Source organism: Micromonospora sp. NPDC049679 (assembly GCF_040659735.1).
Lineage (GTDB): Bacteria > Actinomycetota > Actinomycetes > Mycobacteriales > Micromonosporaceae > Micromonospora_I.
The window spans coordinates 1-17,728 of sequence record NZ_JBFANZ010000047.1; the positions used below are offsets into that span (position 1 = coordinate 1).

Below are 17,728 nucleotides of genomic sequence, written 5' to 3' on the forward strand. Positions count from 1 at the left end.
CACCCGCCCGCTGCGCGCCGTCGAGATGGTGCACCGCCACGTCGACCTCGGACTCCCCCGCCGCCTCGACCGCCAGATCGACCAGCCGGGCCAACGCCCGGCCGGCGGTGCGGACCTTGTCCCGCAGCACGATCGCGCCGTCCACCATGTGCAGGATCGGCTTGACCGACAGCGCCGTGCCGAGCAGCGCGGACGCGGCATTGATCCGCCCGCCCCGGCGCAGGAACTCGAGCGTGTCCACATAGAACAGCGTGCTGGTCCGCTCGACGGCGTCGAGCGCGGCCTGTCGTACGCCGGGAAGGTCATCGCCGCGCGCGGCGGCCGCGCCGGCGGCGAGCGCCGGGAAGCCGAGCCCCATGCCGGTCGAGCGGGCGTCGACCACGACGACGTGATCGCCGATCCCGGCCGCGGCCAGTCTCGCCGCCTCGAGCGTGCCGGAGAGATCGGCCGACAGATGCACCGAGACGATGCTGTCGGCGCCCTCATCGAGCAACCGGCGGTACGCCTGCGTGAACTGCTCGGGGGCGGGGCGGGACGTGCTGACGGAGACCCGGCGCTGACTCAGCGCGCGGGCGACCTCGGCGGGGGTGACGTCAGCGCTCTCGCGCCCCTCCGTCCCGTTGACCACGACGGTCAGCGGCACCACGGTGAGGCTGTGCGCGCCCGCCAACCCGGCCGGCAGGTATGCGGTGGAGTCGGTGACGACCGCGACGGACATGCCGGCACGGTAGCCGATGGGGGGCGCGCCACCGGCCCCGGCCGCCCGCGGTCCCGCCAAGCGGGGAGCAGATGGTCAGCGGGACCACGCGAGTCGCGGGGGGCTTCGATGATCGCGAAGGATTGTGGGGGCCCCAGCCACCAAAATCCTTCCCGATCACGTGATTGGGGGGAACGAGCGGTGAGAAAGGGAGCCGCGGCGCGGTCAGACGGGTGCGGGGGCGGGGGCCTGCGTGGTCAGCCCGGCGTTGTGCGCGCGCAACTGCCAGCCGCGGACCGAGTCGTGCCGCAGCTCGGTCCAGTGGCAGTTCTGCAACGGGCCGACGGTGCGCAACACCGCGTGCCCCCACCCGAGCAGGTGCCCGGCCCCCTGTCGGGCCGCGCCCCCGTGGGTGGCGACCACGATCGTGCCGCCGGGCACCGCGTCCGCCGCGTCCTGCAGCGCCTCCCCGACCCGCTTGCCGAGGTCGTCGAGGCTCTCCACCTCGCAGCCGGGCGACTGGTCGCCGCTGCGCCAACGGGCGTATTCGGCCGGGAAGCGCTCCGCGATCGTCGGCATGGTCAACCCCTGCCAGACGCCGTAGTAGCGCTCCCGCAGGCGCGGGTCGGTGCCGACCGGAAGGCCGGTGAGCGCGGCGAGTGCGCCCGCGGTGGCGGCCGCACGCCGCAGGTCGCTGGCGACGATGGCGTCGGGACGCAGCGCGGCGAGTAACGGCGCCGCGGCGGCCGCCTGCTCCCGACCGAGATCGTTGAGCGAGACGTCGGTCTGTCCCTGGACCCGATCGGTGGCGTTCCAGTCGGTATTACCGTGCCGCCAGACGATCAGACGGGTCATTCGCCCGAACCGGTCTCGGCGGCCGCGAGATCACGGTCGACGAAGGGGATCGTCGGGCAGTCCTTCCAGAGCTTGTCGAGGGCGTAGAACTCGCGCTCCTCGTCGTGCTGCACGTGCACCACGATGTCGACGTAGTCCAGCAGCACCCAGCGCCCGGAACGCTCGCCCTCGCGCCGCACCGGCTTCGCCTTCTCCGGCAGGTTGAGCAGCTGCTCCTCGATCGCGTCGACGATGGCGATCACCTGGCGCTCGTTGGGCGCCGAGGCGAGCACGAACGCGTCGGTGATGACCAACTGGTCGGCCACGTCGATGATGACGATGTCGTGGGCCTTCTTGTCGGCCGCGGCCTGTGCAGCCGTCCGGGCCAGCTCGTGGGAACGCTCCGATGCGCTCATTCGCCCGCCCCGTACGCGCCGCTCAGCTCGCTCACCCGCACTCCTTCGTTAAACCGTATGACCTCGTCTAGCCTCTCACACACGCCCCCACGCCGGCTCCGCAGTCACCTCGGGGAGGGGGACGACGAGGTCGAAATCACCCCGTCGTACAGGCCACGCTTGGCGATGTACTGCACCACCCCGTCCGGCACGAGGTACCAGACCGGCTTGCCGGCCGCGACCCGCGAACGGCAGTCGGTCGAGGAGATCGCCATCGCCGGCACCTGCACGAGGCTCACCGTGTCCGCCGGCAGGTGCGCGTCGGAGAGTTCGAAGCCGGGCCGGGTGACCCCGATGAAATGCGCCAACTCGAACATGACGTCGGTGTCTTTCCAGGACAGGATCTTCTCCAACGCGTCCGCGCCGGTGATGAAGAAGAGCTGGGTTTTCGGGCCGTACTCGGCGCGCAGGTCGCGCAGCGTGTCGACGGTGTAGGTCGGACCGTCGCGGTCGATGTCCGCGCGGCTGACGTGGAACCGGGGGTTGGAGGCCGTCGCGATGACGGTCATCAGGTACCGGTCCTCGGCGGCGCTCACCCGCAGCTTCGTCTTCTGCCAGGGGTCGCCGGTCGGCACGAACACGACCTCGTCGAGCGCGAACCGGTCGGCCACCTCGCTCGCGGCGACGAGGTGGCCGTTATGGATCGGATCGAATGTCCCACCCATGATCCCGACCCGCCGGATGCCATCCTCCATCGACAAATCGTATGCCGATCTTCAACCGGCGCGTGCGGGGACGGCGAGCACGTGGGGGTGGTCACCCCCGGGCGGTCAACGCCCGCCCCAGGTCGTCGTCGGCGTCCGTCACCGCCCGGCGCAGCCCCGGATCGAGGTCGTCGCGGGCGAGCAGCGCCGCGGCCGCTAGCCGGGTGCTCGCCGCGACCGCGTAGTGCGGGAAGGCCAGGTTCGCGACCCGCTCCGCCACCCACGCGGTACGCAGCCGCGCGGCGGCCGGCATCTCCGCGAAGTACCGCGCGACGTACGGCCCGGTCAGGTCGGCCTGCTCCGGCTGCCAGAACCCCTCCGCGTTCGCCTCGACCAACCGGTTGGAGACGCTCGTGTCGGCCACGATCACCTGCCAGGCGCGTTCCTTCGCGGCCGGATCGGGCACCGCGGCACGGCACCGCGCCGCCCACTCCGCGCCCGTGGCGCTCCGGTCTCCGGCGAGTTCGCCCGCGATCTCCGGCTCACCGGTCGCACCGAGCACGCTGAGTCGGTAGACCAGCGCCCAGCGCAGATCGGCGTCGACCACCAGCCCGGCCGGGACGTCCTTGCCGTTGAGCCAGCCGGCCAGCCGGACGGTGTCGGCGCTCGCCGCGATCAGGCCACGCGCAGCGGCGAGCTGCAGGGAGCCACCGGCGGGGGCCGCGGCGAGCAGCCGTTCGCAGGCCTGCGCGACGTGTTCGAGCGCGGCCGGGCGGGCGACGGGCTCCAGGTAACGGTCGATCAGCGTACGGCTGAGTCGGAGCACGTCCTCGACGACGATGACCTCGGTTTCGACCGGCAACGCGGCGAGGATCAGCGCGACCAGGTCGGCGACCGGTCGCTCCGCGTCCCGTACCGCGTCGGTGGTCTCGCCCCAGAGAACGGCGCGGGCCAGCGGGTCGGCGAGGCCGGGCAGAACCGCCGGTACGGCGGCCGCGGAGGCCTCGTCGAGACGGACCTTCGCGAACGTCAGATCGCCGTCGTTGAGCAGGAGCAGACTCGCCGCCGGTTGACCGTGGAGGCGGTCGACGAGAGTGCGTCCATTGTCGACGGATGGGTCGAGATCCACCTCGATCCGCTCGCGCAGCACCACGTCCGCCCCGATCCGGTCGTACAGGCCGAGGCCGATCCGGTGCGGGCGCAGCACCGGATGGGTCGACGGCGCGGTCTGCACCACGACCACCTCGTCGTAGCGCCCCTGTCCGTCGACGGTCACCTCGGCCCGCACCGTGTTGACCTGCTCCCGCCGCAGCCACAGCTCCGCCCAGCCGGAGAGGTCCCGGCCACTCGAGGCGGAAAGCGCGGCCAGCAGATCGGCGAGGGTGGCGTTGCCGAACCGGTGGGCGTCGAAGTAGGCCCGCAGACCGGCCAGGAACGCGTCGTCCCCGACCCATGCGACAAGCTGGCGCAGCACCGAGGCGCCCTTGGCGTACGAGATGCCGTCGAAGTTGAGCAGCGCCTGGGCCGCGTCGGCGACCTCCTGCGGCGCGACCGGGTGGGTGGACGGACGCTGGTCGGCGGCGTATCCCCAGGCCTTACGCCGCATGCCGAACGTGGTCCAGGCGCGGTCGAAGCGGGTGGCCTCGGCGGTGACCCGCGTCCCCATGTACTCGGCGAACGACTCGTTGAGCCACAGGTCGTCCCACCAGCGCATGGTGACCAGGTCGCCGAACCACATGTGCGCCATCTCGTGCGCGATCGTGGTCGCGCGCAGCTCGCGCTGGCTGTCGGTGACGGCGGAACGGAAGATGTAGTCGTCGCGGATCGTCACGAGGCCCGGGTTCTCCATCGCTCCGGCGTTGAACTCCGGAACGAACGCCTGGTCGTACTTGCCGAACGGGTACCGCATCCCGAACAGCTCCTGGAACCGGTCCAGGCAGGCCTTGGTGACCGTGAAGATCTCGTCGGCGTCCGCGTCGAGATGTTCCGCGAGGGAGCGCCGGCAGTAGAGAGCCAGCGGCACGCCGTCGTGCTCGTCGTGCCGGGAGTGGTACGGCCCGGCGATGAGCGAGACGAAGTACGTCGCCAGCGGCGCGGTCGGCGCGAACTCCCAGCGGCCGTCGCGGGCCTCGCGCGCCGGCACCCCGTTGGCCGCCACCGTCCACTTCGGCGGCGCGGTGACCGCGAGGGTGACCGGTGCCTTCAGGTCGGGCTGGTCGAAGGCAGCGAAGATGCGCTGGACATCGTCGAGGAAGGACATCGCGTAGAGATACGTCTCGCCGTCGGCGGGGTCGACGAAGCGGTGCAGCCCCTCCCCCGTGTTGGAGTACGCCATCTCCGCCTCGACGGTCAGCGTGTTCTCGGCACGCAGCCCGGTCAGCGGGAGCCGGTTCCCGGCGAGGGTGGCGGGGTCCAGGGCCGCGTCGTTCAGCCGTACGGCCAGCAGCCGCGCCGGCTTGAGCTCGACGAACGTGGCCGATCCGGGGGTGGCCCGGAAACGGATCGTGACGCTCGAGCGGAAGCCGCTCTCCCCGGAGGTCAGATCCAGGTCGACGGTGTACGACTCGACGGTGAGCAGGGCGGCACGCTCGGCGGCCTCGGTGCGGGTCAGGCTGCGCATCCGCTCATCCTGCCCCATGGATGGGGGCCGGTTCCGTATAGCCTTTGCCGGTGACCGATCGTGAATCCGAGGAGCCGACGATGGCACAGCATCCCAAGGGCGATTTCGACCTGTCCCGCGCGGTGTGGCAGCGGGCCGAGGGGGATGCCACCGAGGGCATGGTGGAGGTGGCGTTCGTCGACGATCTGATCGGCATGCGCAACTCTGCGGAGCCCGACGGCCCGGTCCTCGTCTTCACCCAGGCCGAGTGGGACGCCTTCGTGGGCGGTGCCCAGGACGGCGAGTTCGACCTCGACTGAGAGCGCGCGGTCGCCGAGGCCGTCGTGGCCACCGTGCGACCGCTGCAGGCGCGCTACACCGAACTCGCCCGGGACCCCGGGTATGTGCGCCGGCTGCTCGCCGAGGGAGCCGAGCGGGCCCGGGACGGGGCGGCCGGGACGGTGCACCGCACGAAGCGGGCGATCGGTCTGCTGACCTGAACGCGACGGTCAGAGTGCGTCGTCGAGAAGGATCCGACGCTGGTCGGCCGGGGTGACCAGGTGGACGCCGAGCAGCCGTACGCCGAGCTTCGCGCAGACCTGGTAGGCGGCGTGGAACCAGACGCGGTCGGGATCACTGACCGCGCTGGAGCCGGGGCGGGTGAGGACGACGAGGAGCGTCCCGCCATCCTCGTTGTCGGCGAGCGCCTTGGCGAACACCGAGATCGCCTGTGCGGCGTCCGCCGGCTCCGCGACGGGGGGCAGGTCGTCGACCGGACAGTGCATCCGGACCTGGTTGTCGGCGTCGCAGAGCACGAACCGCACGCCGTGGCGGCCGCGCTCCCACGGCTCGATCGCTGTGGCCAGGTGCGCGTCGATAGCCTCGGGGCTGTCCAGAACCGGCGAATCGCTCATGACACGCCATCGTTTCATCGAAGACGCGTCGCTGGTAGTCCCCGAACCTGATGAGGGGATCGTCAGGCGGGCACCGGGAGGCGTTTCTCGAAGCAGACGCTGTAGGGGTTCTCCACGTATTCCCCGTAGACCGGGATCTGGTGGTAGCCGGCGGAGGCGTACAGCCGCAGGGCCGCGGGGAGATAGCTCCCGGTCTCCAGCCGCAGCACGGTGTGGCCCGCGGCGTAGGCGAGTTCCTCCAACGCGATGAGCAGGTGGCGCGCGATGCCCCGGCCCCGGTGGCCGGGGCGGACGAACATCCGCTTGATCTCCGCGGTGTCCCGGTCGAGGGCCTGGATGCCGCCGCAGGCGACCGTCCGGCCGTCGACCACGCAGACCAGGTAGCGCACGTCGTCGCGCACCACGGTGACCTGACCGTCGAGCCCACCGTCGGCATCGCGCAGCTCGCGCTGCTGCGCGGTGACCAAGGCGGCGAGCTCGGGATCAGTGGCCGAACGTGACTCGATCAACACCCGGTCACCGTAACGAGACGGGGTTTCCCGAACGTTTCGGGCGTGTGACCGAAGGCCGCCGTCGGGACGCCTACTCCTCGTCGACGTTCCCGACCACGTCGTCTCCGTCGGCGACCTCGGCCGTTTCGTCCCCGCCGGGCAGCAGTTCGTCGGCCGGGCGCTGCCGACGCGCCTTGCGCGCCGCGAGCCGCTCGGCGGTCGGGGTCCGGGTCAGCTTCTCCTCCAGCCGCACGTCCGTCCCGCGCGAGCCGGGCACGTAGTCGACGCCCGCGTAGAGGGTGGGCTGCCAGTCGAACTCCCGGTCACCGATGCGGACCAGGCTGCCCGGCTCGGCGCCGGCCTTGGCCAGGGCGTCCTCGACGCCCAACCGGGCCAGCCGGTCGGCGAGGTAGCCCACCGCCTCGTCGTTGTCGAAGTTGGTCTGCCGCACCCAGCGCTCGGGTCGCCGACCCCGCACGACGAAGCCGCCCCCCTCCGCCTCCACCGTGAAGCCGGCGTCGTCGACGGCGAGTGGCCGGATGACGATGCGGGTCGGCTCGGGCACCGGGGTGGCGGCGCGGTGCGCCTCGACCAGCTCGGCCAGGGCGAACATCAATTCGCGCAGGCCTTCACGCGTGATGGCGCTGACCTCGAAGACGCGCAGGCCGCGCGATTCCAGCTCCGGTCGCACCATCTCGGCCATGTCACGGGCGTCCGGAATGTCAATCTTGTTCAGCACGACGAGCCGCGGCCGATCGGCGAGTCCGCCGTAGGCCGACAGCTCGGCCTCGATCACGTCGATGTCCGCGAGCGGGTCGCGCTCCGTCTCCAGCGCGGCGCAGTCGATCACATGCGCGATCACCGCGCAGCGCTCGATGTGCCGCAGGAACTCCAGCCCCAGACCCTTGCCGGTGGCCGCGCCCGGGATCAGCCCGGGAACGTCGGCGACGGTGAAGGTGTGGTTGTCGGCGCGGACGACGCCGAGGTTGGGCACCAGGGTCGTGAACGGGTAGTCGGCGATCTTCGGCTTGGCCGCCGAAATGACCGAGATCAGCGACGACTTACCGGCCGACGGGAAGCCCACCAGGCCGACGTCGGCGACGCTCTTGAGCTCGAGCACGACGTCGAGCTGGTCGCCGGGCTCACCGAGTTCGGCGAAGCCGGGCGCCTTGCGCTTGGAGTTGGCGAGGGAGGCGTTGCCCCGACCGCCCCGGCCGCCGCGGGCGATCTCGAAGGTGGTGCCGGCGCCGACGAGATCGGCCAGGATCTCACCGTCGGGGGTCTGCACGACCGTGCCGTTGGGGACCTTGAGCACGAGATCGGCGCCGTTACCGCCGTCGCGGTTGGAGCCGGCCCCACCCTTACCGTTCTCCGCCTTGACGTGCGGACGGAAGTGGAAGTCGAGCAGGGTGTGCACCTGGGGGTCGACGACGAGCGAAACACTGCCGCCGTGCCCACCGTTGCCCCCGTCCGGCCCGCCGAACGGCTTGAACTTCTCCCGCAGGATGGAGACACAGCCGTGCCCGCCGTCGCCGGCCTGCAGATGCAGGACGACCCGGTCAACGAACGTCGCCACGACGCCATCCTCTCAAGTAACCTCGTTGATCAACTCCATACCCGCGACAAATCGGATGACCCGATCGCGCGGGTGTCCGGCGGTCAACGAAGCGGGTAGCAATGCGAAGCGGGCCGGGACACAAGGTCCACGGCCCGCTTCGAGAAAGCAACTACTGCTGCGCCGACACGATGCTGACGACCTTGCGGCCACGCTTGGTGCCGAACTGGACCGCACCGGCGGCGAGGGCGAAGAGCGTGTCATCGCCACCGCGACCGACCTGGTCACCGGGGTGGAACTTGGTGCCGCGCTGCCGGATCAGGATCTCCCCGGCGCTGACGACCTGACCGCCGAACCGCTTGACGCCGAGGCGCTGTGCCGCGGAATCGCGACCGTTCCGCGAGCTCGACGCACCCTTTTTATGAGCCATGGCTAGCGCCTACTTCCCGCTCGAGATGCCGGTCACCTTGACCTGGGTCAGCGGCTGCCGGTGACCCTGGCGCTTGTGGTAACCAGTCTTGTTCTTGAACTTGTGGATCCGGATCTTCGGGCCCTTGGTGTGCGCGGCGATCTCGCCGGACACCGCGACCTTGGCAAGCTGCGCCGCGTCGGTCACCGTGTTGTCACCGTCGACGAGGAGCACCGCGGAGAGCGTCACCGCGTCGCCGGGGGCACCGACGAGCTTCTCGACCTCGATCACGTCGCCCTCGGCAACCTTGTACTGCTTGCCGCCGGTCTTGACGATCGCGTACATGGGACGCGGACTCCTGTCGTTTGTTGCTGGCGGATGGTGTTCGCGACGGCTCACGACGCTGTCACGCAGCGGCGGGCACGCGAGAACCTGGCACACATGTGCACCGCCGGCAAGAGTACGCCATCTCGAGCCCGCCGCCAAAATCGGCCCGCTGGGGATGTCGGGCCGGTGGCCGATGCCCGCACGCCCCGCCGCTCAGCTGCCGCAGAGCTGGTCGAGTCGCTGCTGAAGCTGGTCGAGCCTGGTCTGGTCGACGCGGTCCAACTCGGCCTTCATGCCGCCGATCTCGGCGCCGAGCTCCCCCAGAACGGTCTTGAGCTGCGGGTCGGTGGCCTTCGCGCCCTGCTCCCGCACCGCCCGGGCCCAGCCGGCGAGCGCCGCCTCGGCCTTGCGCTGCGCCTCCTGCGCCCCCTTCGTGTCGTTGGCGCTGCTCGCCTGCATCATCGTGCCCAGCTCGCTGACGAAGACCATGACGGCCTGGGACGTGCTCTTCTGTGCGGCTACGCAGACCTCGCGGGCGTTGCCGCCCGCCGTCGCGGTAGGAGCGCCGGCGGTGCTGCCGCCGGGCCCGGCCGGCGCGGTCGTCGCGGAGGAACCGGGCGAGGCGCTCACCGTCGGCGACGCGCCGCCGCTGGCGGTCCGGCCGCCGTCACCGGAGCACGCGGCGGCGAAAATCAGGACGGCGGCGAGGACGGGGGCGGTAAAGGCGGGGGCACTGAGCACGCGTCGCACGGGCTGCTCCTCGGAGGGGGCGGGGGATCAGCTCCGACCCTACCCGCGCGACCCGGCCCGGCTCCGGCACGCGGGCCCCTTCTGGCGCTGGCCGGCGCACGGGGCCGCGGTCAACGTCGCGGGCCACGGCACGACCGCGGCGTGGCCGGTGTCGGTCGAGGGGGCGGACGAGTGGCGCGGGGGTTTCCACTGCCACCCGGCCGCCCGGACCTCAATCGGCAACCTAAGTTGACCTTGATGCAGACAGCGTAACCGGATCGGCGGCCCCGTGAACGCCGAACGGGCGACTCCCGTCGCCCGTTCGTATTCCGGGTGCCCCGCTGTGGCCAGCACCCGCGCGTTCGCGTGGTCGAAGCGTCAGGGGCGGGTACGCCGCCGCGCACCGCCACGGCGCGAGCGGCGCCGACCCCCGGCACCGGCCGGTTCGCCGTCGAGTTCGTCCTCGCCCAGTCCGCCGGCGTCATCCGCCAGGTCCGGATCACCGGCGCCGGCCAACCGCGTCGACTCCGACGGCTCGGACCCGTTGCCGTTCTCCGCCGGGGTGTCCACCTCGTAACGCGACAGGTCGTACCCCATCGTGTCGTCTTCCTCGGCCTGGACCGGCGTCGACTCGACGGTGGCCTTGCGGGCGCGCCGCCGGGCGCTGCCCGACGACGTGGAGGTGCTGGCAGCCGGCGCCTCGGCGGCCGGTGCGGCCGGTGCGGCACCCGCCGAGGAGGCCGAGGCGACGGCCTTGACCTTCTCCGCCGCGCCCTTCTCGGGCACGGGCTCGGTGTGAATGACCACGCCGCGCCCCTTGCAGCAGTCGCAGGTCTCGCTGAACGCCTCCAGCAGCCCGGCGCCGATCCGCTTCCGGGTCATCTGCACCAACCCGAGCGAGGTGATCTCCGTGACCTGGTGCTTCGTCCGGTCCCGGCCGAGGCACTCGGTGAGCCGGCGGAGCACGAGGTCGCGGTTCGACTCGAGCACCATGTCGATGAAGTCGATCACGATAATGCCGCCGATGTCGCGCAGCCGGAGCTGTCGCACGATCTCCTCGGCCGCTTCGAGGTTGTTACGGGTGACGGTCTCCTCGAGGTTGCCGCCCGTCCCGGTGTACTTACCGGTGTTGACGTCGACGACCGTCATCGCCTCGGTACGGTCGATCACCAGGGAGCCGCCCGACGGGAGGAACACCTTCCGGTCCAGGCCCTTGAGGATCTGCTCGTCGATGCGGCGCTCGGCGAAGACATCCGCCACGCCGGTGTGGCGGCGCAGTCGCGGCACCAGATCGGGCGAGACGTGCGCGAGGTACGACTCCACCATCTCGTACGACTCTTCGCCCTGGACCACCAGCTCGCGGAAGTCCTCGTTGAACAGGTCGCGGACCACCCGGATGACCAGGTCCGGCTCCTCGTACAGGAGCGCGGGCGCGCCGCCCTCGGCGGCCTTGGCCTGGATGTCCTCCCACTGGGCCTGCAGGCGCTTGACGTCACGGGCCAGCTCGTCCTCGCTCGCGCCCTCGGCCGCGGTGCGGACGATGACGCCGGCGCCGTCCGGGACGAGCTTCTTCAGGATGTCGCGGAGCCGCTTGCGCTCATTTTCCGGAAGCTTGCGGCTGATCCCGGAGGCGTTGCCGTGGGGCACGTAGACCAGGTGCCGGCCGGAGAGCGCGATGTTGCTGGTGAGCCGGGCACCCTTGTGCCCGATCGGGTCCTTCGTGACCTGCACGAGCACCGCGTCACCGGAGCGCAACGCGTGCTCGATCGAGCGGGCCCGCCCCTCGAGACCCGTGGCATCCCAGTTGACCTCGCCGGCGTAGAGCACGGCGTTGCGACCGCGGCCGACGTCGACGAACGCCGCCTCCATGCTGGGCAGAACGTTCTGCACCTTGCCGAGGTAGACGTTGCCGGCCATCGTGCCGGAGGAGGCGCGGGTGACGTAGTGCTCGACGAGCACGCCGTCCTCCAGCACCCCGATCTGGGTGCGGTCGCCGCGCTGGCGGATCACCATCACCCGGTCGACCGCCTCACGGCGCGCCAGGAACTCCGACTCGGTCAGGATCGGCGGGCGGGTCCGGCGCTGCTCGCGTCCGTCCCGGCGGCGCTGCCGCTTGGCCTCGAGCCGGGTCGAACCCGACACGCCCTGCACCTCGTCGGTCGTACGCCGCGGTTCGCGGATCTTGACCACGGTGTGCACGCCGTCGTCGGCAGGCGTCTCGGCCTCGCCCGCGCCCCGCCGCCGACGGCGCCGCCGGCGTCGGGTCAAGTTGCCGTCGTCGTCCTCGTCGTCCTCGGTGTCGGCTTCCGTCTCTGCGTCAGCTTCGGCCTCGGCCGGCTCCTCGGTCTCATCGTCGGTGTCGTCCGCGCCGCCCTTGCCCCGGCCGCGTCCGCGACGACCCCGGCGGCGCCGACGCCGCGCCGCTTCGGTCTCGTCCTCGTCCTCGTCCTCGTCTTCCTCGGCCGCCTCTTCCGCCACCGCTTCCGCGGCGGCCTCCGCGGCCGTGTCGACGGGCTCGGTGCCCCGCCGGCCGCGACGGCGACGCCGCGCGCTCTCGATCAGCTCGCCGGCGCCGATGCCGTCGACGGCGGCGGTCTCGGGGTCATCCACGATCGCCGCGCCGGTCGCGTCCGGCACCGGGCTGGCCGCCGCGGCGCCGACCAGCGGGGTCTCCGCCGTGGACCGCAGGCGCGGGTCGGGAGCGGTCTGCGGGTCCGGCGCCATGAACAGGACGGTCGGCGCGGTCGCCGCGGCACGGCGACGGCGGGTGGGCGGGGCTTCGTCAACGACCGGTTCGACGACGGCGGGCTCGGCCGCGGCCGGCGTCTGCGACGGCGGTTCCGGAACAGCTGCCCCGGGCTCGACGGTCCCCGGCTCGGCCACGCCATCGGCCACGCCCGCCTCGGGCGTCGCCTCGGTGGTCTTCCGTCGCCGGCTCCGGGTCGCCTTGACCGGAGCCTCCGGGGCGGTTTCCGCCCCGTCGACCGCCTCGGCCGCGGCGAGGGCGGTCGCCGCCGGCTCGGCGGCCTTGCGCCGCCGGCGCGTCTTCGGCTCCGCCGCGACCACCGGCTCCGCGTCGCCGGCTTCCGCCGCACGCTCGCTCGGGACGGCCGCGGCCTCCTCCACCGCACCGGGTTCGACCGGAGCGGTGGGCTCCGGAACCGCGGCCGCGGCCTTGCGCCGGGTGGTACGGGCACGCCGCACGGGAGCGGTATTGTCGGCGGTTTCGCCGGCCGGCTGAACGCCGGTCCGGTCACCGCCCTCTGGCTCGTTGTCGAGCATTGGACGTTCTCCAGTTCTGGCCGCCCCGGGCGCGGGTGAGCGCTGCCACGCAGGGTTGCCGCAAGGGTGTTTCCGGTGGCGCATCCCTGGCTCCCGGCCAGATCGCTGCTGGCCGGGGGCCCGGAAAAGACCACCGAAGTCTGCCTACTGAGCGCTGGCCGGAAAGCGGCTAGCGTTCACCGATGGGTGCCCCCTGTCGATCCGCCTCCAACGGATCGACAATCTCCCCCTGCGCGGTCAGCGTGCCCTGTGCCAGCCGGGTCGCTCTGGGCGGGACCGGCGGCTCCAGGTCGGCCACCACGCGCAGGCCGGAGAGGACGTCATCGGGTCGAACGGACGGGGTGACCTGCCGAACGACTAGGTCGAGTATCGCACACGGCACCGCCAGGACCCCGGAAGGTGGCTGATCAGATCGCGCGCCACCCCCCGTGGCCTGCGGCGCGGCATCCTCGACCACGTCGATACGGACGACCGCGTGACGCGCGTCGAAGGTCCGCCGCCCCTGCTTGGTGAGCCGCTCCACGAGCACCTCGGGGGCGGTTTCGAATGCCTTCACCGCCCCGCGCAGCGCGTCCGGATCGAGCTCGGGCAGCTCGATGCGCCAGTGCGACGCCCCGATCCGGTCGGCCAGGCTTCCGCCCGTCGCCTCGACCGCGTCGAGCACGTCCAGTCCCGGCGACAGCGCCGCGTCGAGCGCGTCGCGCAACGCGGCCGGCTCAACCGGCGACTGCAGCCCGATTTCCAGATATTCCGCTTCGCTCGCCACCCCGGTGGGTGCCGCGCTGGCGTAGGAGATCTTCGGATGGGGGGTGAACCCCTGAGAAAAGGCGATGGGTACGCCGGCACGACGCAGCGCGCGCTCGAACGCGCGGGCGAAGTCGCGGTGCGAGGTGAACCGGAGCGGGCCGCGCTTCGCGTATCTGATCCTGATCCGCTGCACGACCGGCGCCTGGCCGCCTTCCGGCTGTGGCTTCCTACTGATCGTGGCGCTCCTCGAAGAAATGGGTGACGCGCGTATCCTCGCCCAGCCACCGCCGGATGCGCCAGTCGGCGAATCGCGGCGCGGCGCAGACCCGGAACGTGCGCTGCTCCCCTATCGGCGACACTTTCCGCCGCCGGTACGGGCAGCCGGTATTTCCGGGAAGAAAGCAGCGTAAACGTCACAGCCGGGCCCCGATGCCCCGTCGGCCCGGCCACGTGGGCCGGGCCGCCAGGCATCAGGTGTGGACGGGCGGGCGCAGGCCGGAGTTGATGGGCGTGAGGGGCAGCAGCTTGTTACCGGTGGGACCGATCTGGATCTGGGTGTCCATCGACGGACACACCCCGCAGTCGAAACACGGGGTCCAGCGGCAGTCGTCCTGCTCGTACTCCGACACGGAGTCCTGCCAGTCCTGCCACAGCCAGTCCTTGTCCAGCCCCGAGTCGAGGTGGTCCCAGGGGAGCACCTCGAGCTCCTCGCGCGGGCGCGTGGTGAACCAGTCGAGATCCACGCCGAACCGCGGCAGCGCCTCGGCCGCCGCGTCCACCCAGCGCTGGTAGGAGAAGTGCTCGCTCCAGCCGTCGAAGCGTCCGCCGTTCTCCCAGACCTTGCGGATCACCGCGCCGACCCGCCGGTCACCGCGGGACAGCAGTCCCTCGATGAGCGACGGCTCGCCGTCGTGGTAGCGGAAGCCGATCGCGCGGCCCAGCGAACGGTCGGCGTTGATCGCCTGCTTGAGCAGCCGGAGCCGGTTGTCGATCACCTCGGGGCGCTCGATCGGCGCCCACTGGAACGGGGTGTGCGGCTTGGGCACGAAACCGCCGATCGAGACTGTGCAGCGGATGTCCTTCGAACCCGTCGCGGCCCGGCCCGCCTTGATCACCTCATGGGCCAGCCGGGCGATCTGCAGCACGTCCTCGTCGGTCTCGGTGGGCAGGCCGCACATGAAGTAGAGCTTCACCTGCCGCCAGCCGTTGGTGTAGGCGGTCACGACGGTGCGGATCAGGTCCTCCTCCGACACCATCTTGTTGATCACCTTGCGGATCCGCTCCGAGCCGCCCTCGGGCGCGAAGGTCAGACCCGTACGGCGTCCGTTGCGGGACAACTCCTGCGCCAGCTCGATGTTGAACGCGTCGACCCGGGTGGAGGGGAGCGAGAGCGAGACGTTGGTGCCCTCGTACTGCTCGGCGAGGCCGGAGCAGATGTCGCCGATCTCGGAGTGGTCGGCCGACGACAGGGAGAGCAGCCCGACCTCGTCGAAGCCCGAGTATTCGAGCCCGTCGCGGACCATCTGCCCGACCGTCGTGATCGAGCGCTCGCGGACCGGCCGCGTGATCATGCCGGCCTGGCAGAAGCGGCAGCCGCGGGTGCAGCCCCGGAAGATCTCCACCGCGTAGCGCTCGTGGACCGTCTCGGCGAGCGGCACGATGGGCTTCTTCGGGTACGGCCACGCGTCGAGATCCATCGTCGTGCGCTTGTGCACCCGGAACGGGACGTCCGCCCGGTTGGGCACGACCCGCTGGATGCGGCCGTCGGGCAGGTAGTCGACGTCGTAGAAGCGGGGAACGTAGACGCTCTCGGTGCGGGCCAGCCGCAGCAGCAGCTCGTCGCGGCCGCCCGGGCAGCCCTCGACCTTCCACTGCCGGACGATCCCGGTGATCTCGAGGACGGCCTCCTCGCCGTCGCCGAGCACGGCCGCGTCGATGAAGTCGGCGATCGGCTCCGGGTTGAACGCGGCGTGCCCGCCGGCCACGATCACCGGGTCCGCGTCGGTCCGCTCCGCGGCGATCAACGGGACACCGGCCAGGTCGATCGCCGTGAGCAGGTTGGTGTAGCCCAGCTCGGTGGCGAACGAGATACCGAAGACGTCGAAGTCGCGGACCGGGCGGTGCGCCTCGAGGGTGAACTGCGGCACGCCGTTGGCGCGCATCAGCTTCTCCAGGTCGGGCCAGACCGCGTAGGTGCGCTCCGCGAGCACGTCGGGGAGTTCGTTGAGCACCTCGTAGAGGATCTGCACCCCCTGGTTGGGGAGTCCGACCTCGTAGGCGTCGGGATACATCAGCGCCCAGCGCACGGTGGCGGCGTCCCACTCCTTGACCACCGCGCCCAGCTCGCCGCCCACGTACTGGATGGGCTTGCTCACCTGGGGCAGCAGCTGCTCGAGCTGGGGCCAGACCGAATTCGCCGCTCGCGTGCTCGCGGCGCCCGACGCGACGCTCATGAAACCTCCCGCACCTCCCCGCCGGCGCGGGGACCAAAAAATCAGGGTACGCGCCCGGCGGTCCGGTCGAGCGGGGTGTAGGGCTGCCGGTGGCCGCGCGGTACTAACCTCGAACCGGCGCGAGAGGAGATCACCGCGATGCCGCAGCCGCAGCCGGGCGAAAAGCACCCGGCGGGTCAACCCACCCCACCCGAGCCGCTGTGGCCCGCCCCCGACGAGCCCGCCGCGCCGACCGGGCCCGCGCCCGTGCCCAGCGCGGCCGATCCCGTGACCCCCGCCGCATCGGTCGACGAACCCGCACCGGTGGCTTCGCCGACCCCCGCGCCATTGGCCGACGTGACATCCCCGGACAGTGCCACCGCCCGTGAACTCAACGGGTCGCCGATCGCCTCCGACGAGCGCGCGACAGCGCCGCTCCCCGCCGGGCAGGAGCCGCCCACGGCACCGACGGTCGAGTCGTCCACCGCGCTGCCCAAGACCGCCGTCGAGTTTTCCCGCTGGTCCGGCTCCGCGGCCGTGCCGCCGCCCACCCCGAAGCCGGAGAAGCGCCGCCAGCGGGGTTCCGACGACGAGGCGCCGCCGGCGTCCCCGCCCCGCGGGTCGACGCGGGAACTACCGATGGACGAGTGGGAGCCGCCGGAGTCGCGGACCCCGGTGGACCCGTGGGCCGACGCGGACCCGGTCGCGCCGCCGCTGCACCCGTACCCGCCGGTGGTGTCCCTCCCGCCGACCCGGCCCTATCCGTCGTCGCCGGCGCAACCGCCGCCGGCCCAACCGCCGCTGCCGACGCCCCCACCCGCCCAGCTGCCCGTACCGCGCTCCCCCGCCGCGCCGCCGACGCCGCCTCCGGCACCGCTTCCACCGGTGCGCAAGCCGCCCAAGCGTGCGCGGCGCCGCCGGCAGGAGCTCGCTCCCCCGCCGCCCGGTTGGGAGGCGCCACCGGGGTACGTGCCGGTGCCGGTACGGCGACGCCGGCGGTGGCCGCGGATCATGACGTGGCTGACGCTGCTCTCCGTCGCCTGCTGTTGCGGATGTCCGGGCTACCTCGGCAAGCCGATGTGGGAGCAGTACCCGGCCAGCGTCTCGATCCAGGCGGAGGTCGCGGACCTGAGGGTGCGTGACGACGCGAAGACCCGGCAGACCGTGCAGCGGCTCGAGCAGGAGACCAGGACGGCGCACCTGCTCGCCGAGACGACCTTCGCCGCCGTGTACGGCGATCCGACCGGCAAGCGGGTGACGATCTTCGGCAGCACCGGTTTCCGGCTGGACCCGGAGAGCGATCTGGACAAGGAGATGACGCGCCTGACCGAGCGCTACGCGCTCACGGAGATGACGCCGATCGAGACGGGCGTCCGGGGCGAGCACGAAAAGTGCGGCGTCGGCGAGGCGGACGGCGCCGATGTGGTGGTCTGCGGCTGGGCCGACCACGGCAGCCTGGGGGCGGCGCTGTTCACCCGCCGGTCGGTGCCGGACAGCGCGGCGCTGCTCGGGGAGATGCGCACCGCGCTCGTGACGCGGGGGTGACGACGGCCGGCGCGGGCTTTCCGCCAGACGGGAGCTGACCGGCGACTGTCGGACAGCCCGTCGTTTCC

At 71.9% G+C, this 17,728-nt stretch carries 17 protein-coding genes; 3 read left to right on the forward strand and 14 right to left on the reverse strand.

The window, feature by feature from the left end:
• The 5 genes from AB0J06_RS23220 to pepN all read right to left on the reverse strand — a co-directional run.
• Positions 1-718: DegV family protein (locus AB0J06_RS23220; RefSeq protein ID WP_357431248.1), on the reverse strand; the 718-nt coding region annotated here is incomplete at its 3' end.
• A gap of 204 nt (positions 719-922) precedes the next feature.
• Entirely contained in the window at positions 923-1,552 is a 630-nt protein-coding gene (locus AB0J06_RS23225) for a histidine phosphatase family protein (RefSeq protein WP_357431250.1), read from the reverse strand.
• Complete coding sequence (gene rsfS, locus AB0J06_RS23230; protein ID WP_357431252.1) at positions 1,549-1,947, reverse strand: ribosome silencing factor; 399 nt, start codon at positions 1,945-1,947, stop codon at positions 1,549-1,551. Before rsfS ends, AB0J06_RS23225 begins: the two co-directional genes overlap by 4 nt.
• Positions 1,948-2,051: 104 nt before the next feature.
• A complete protein-coding gene (gene nadD, locus AB0J06_RS23235; protein ID WP_357431254.1) occupies positions 2,052-2,681 on the reverse strand; it encodes a nicotinate-nucleotide adenylyltransferase in 630 nt (209 codons plus the stop codon).
• A 61-nt stretch (positions 2,682-2,742) separates the two neighbouring features.
• Positions 2,743-5,250 carry an aminopeptidase N gene (gene pepN, locus AB0J06_RS23240; RefSeq protein ID WP_357431256.1) on the reverse strand — a complete coding sequence of 836 codons (2,508 nt, stop codon included), beginning with the start codon at positions 5,248-5,250 and terminating at the stop codon, positions 2,743-2,745.
• An 80-nt stretch (positions 5,251-5,330) separates the two neighbouring features.
• Here pepN and AB0J06_RS23245 point away from each other — a divergent pair, with 80 nt between their 5' ends.
• Together AB0J06_RS23245 and AB0J06_RS23250 are read left to right on the forward strand one after the other, a co-directional pair.
• Complete coding sequence (locus AB0J06_RS23245; RefSeq protein ID WP_357431300.1) at positions 5,331-5,549, forward strand: DUF397 domain-containing protein; 219 nt, start codon at positions 5,331-5,333, stop codon at positions 5,547-5,549.
• 24 nt (positions 5,550-5,573) lie between these two features.
• Positions 5,574-5,729: a hypothetical protein gene (locus AB0J06_RS23250; protein WP_357431258.1), complete on the forward strand. Its 156-nt coding sequence runs from the start codon at positions 5,574-5,576 to the stop codon at positions 5,727-5,729.
• 9 nt (positions 5,730-5,738) lie between these two features.
• Here AB0J06_RS23250 and AB0J06_RS23255 read toward each other — a convergent pair whose 3' ends face one another.
• The 9 genes from AB0J06_RS23255 to AB0J06_RS23295 form a co-directional block, all read right to left on the reverse strand.
• Positions 5,739-6,143 (reverse strand): hypothetical protein, encoded by a 405-nt coding sequence (locus AB0J06_RS23255; protein ID WP_357431260.1) that lies wholly within the window; start codon positions 6,141-6,143, stop codon positions 5,739-5,741.
• A 62-nt stretch (positions 6,144-6,205) separates the two neighbouring features.
• A complete protein-coding gene (locus AB0J06_RS23260; RefSeq protein WP_357431262.1) occupies positions 6,206-6,655 on the reverse strand; it encodes a GNAT family N-acetyltransferase in 450 nt (149 codons plus the stop codon).
• A gap of 70 nt (positions 6,656-6,725) precedes the next feature.
• Positions 6,726-8,210 carry a GTPase ObgE gene (obgE, locus tag AB0J06_RS23265; RefSeq protein ID WP_357431264.1) on the reverse strand — a complete coding sequence of 495 codons (1,485 nt, stop codon included), beginning with the start codon at positions 8,208-8,210 and terminating at the stop codon, positions 6,726-6,728.
• A gap of 151 nt (positions 8,211-8,361) precedes the next feature.
• On the reverse strand, positions 8,362-8,619 hold the full coding sequence (rpmA, locus tag AB0J06_RS23270; protein ID WP_357431266.1) for a 50S ribosomal protein L27: 258 nt from the start codon (positions 8,617-8,619) through the stop codon (positions 8,362-8,364).
• Between the two features lie 9 nt (positions 8,620-8,628).
• The gene (rplU, locus tag AB0J06_RS23275; RefSeq protein WP_357431268.1) at positions 8,629-8,943 is read right to left on the reverse strand and encodes a 50S ribosomal protein L21; all 315 of its coding nucleotides are present in this window, start codon (positions 8,941-8,943) and stop codon (positions 8,629-8,631) included.
• A gap of 195 nt (positions 8,944-9,138) precedes the next feature.
• Positions 9,139-9,675 carry a hypothetical protein gene (locus AB0J06_RS23280; RefSeq protein ID WP_357431270.1) on the reverse strand — a complete coding sequence of 179 codons (537 nt, stop codon included), beginning with the start codon at positions 9,673-9,675 and terminating at the stop codon, positions 9,139-9,141.
• Between the two features lie 357 nt (positions 9,676-10,032).
• Entirely contained in the window at positions 10,033-12,936 is a 2,904-nt protein-coding gene (locus AB0J06_RS23285; protein ID WP_357431272.1) for an Rne/Rng family ribonuclease, read from the reverse strand.
• A 169-nt stretch (positions 12,937-13,105) separates the two neighbouring features.
• A complete protein-coding gene (locus AB0J06_RS23290) occupies positions 13,106-13,876 on the reverse strand; it encodes a TIGR03936 family radical SAM-associated protein (protein ID WP_357431274.1) in 771 nt (256 codons plus the stop codon).
• Between the two features lie 277 nt (positions 13,877-14,153).
• A complete protein-coding gene (locus AB0J06_RS23295) occupies positions 14,154-16,136 on the reverse strand; it encodes a TIGR03960 family B12-binding radical SAM protein (protein WP_357431276.1) in 1,983 nt (660 codons plus the stop codon).
• A gap of 138 nt (positions 16,137-16,274) precedes the next feature.
• On the opposite strand from AB0J06_RS23295, the gene AB0J06_RS23300 reads away from it, so the two are divergent.
• Complete coding sequence (locus AB0J06_RS23300; RefSeq protein ID WP_357431278.1) at positions 16,275-17,660, forward strand: hypothetical protein; 1,386 nt, start codon at positions 16,275-16,277, stop codon at positions 17,658-17,660.
• The last annotated feature ends 68 nt before the right edge of the window (positions 17,661-17,728 follow it).

Bases quoted from the DNA above. Each gene is read 5' to 3' on its own strand.
- rsfS (WP_357431252.1), bottom strand. From the start codon at position 1,947: ATGAGCGCATCGGAGCGTTCCCACGAGCTGGCCCGGACGGCTGCACAG.
- AB0J06_RS23285 (WP_357431272.1), bottom strand. From the start codon at position 12,936: ATGCTCGACAACGAGCCAGAGGGCGGTGACCGGACCGGCGTTCAGCCG.
- AB0J06_RS23255 (WP_357431260.1), bottom strand. From the start codon at position 6,143: ATGAGCGATTCGCCGGTTCTGGACAGCCCCGAGGCTATCGACGCGCAC.
- AB0J06_RS23300 (WP_357431278.1), top strand. From the start codon at position 16,275: ATGCCGCAGCCGCAGCCGGGCGAAAAGCACCCGGCGGGTCAACCCACC.
- pepN (WP_357431256.1), bottom strand. From the start codon at position 5,250: ATGCGCAGCCTGACCCGCACCGAGGCCGCCGAGCGTGCCGCCCTGCTC.
- AB0J06_RS23245 (WP_357431300.1), top strand. From the start codon at position 5,331: ATGGCACAGCATCCCAAGGGCGATTTCGACCTGTCCCGCGCGGTGTGG.
- AB0J06_RS23225 (WP_357431250.1), bottom strand. From the start codon at position 1,552: ATGACCCGTCTGATCGTCTGGCGGCACGGTAATACCGACTGGAACGCC.
- nadD (WP_357431254.1), bottom strand. From the start codon at position 2,681: ATGGAGGATGGCATCCGGCGGGTCGGGATCATGGGTGGGACATTCGAT.
- rpmA (WP_357431266.1), bottom strand. From the start codon at position 8,619: ATGGCTCATAAAAAGGGTGCGTCGAGCTCGCGGAACGGTCGCGATTCC.
- rplU (WP_357431268.1), bottom strand. From the start codon at position 8,943: ATGTACGCGATCGTCAAGACCGGCGGCAAGCAGTACAAGGTTGCCGAG.
- AB0J06_RS23295 (WP_357431276.1), bottom strand. From the start codon at position 16,136: ATGAGCGTCGCGTCGGGCGCCGCGAGCACGCGAGCGGCGAATTCGGTC.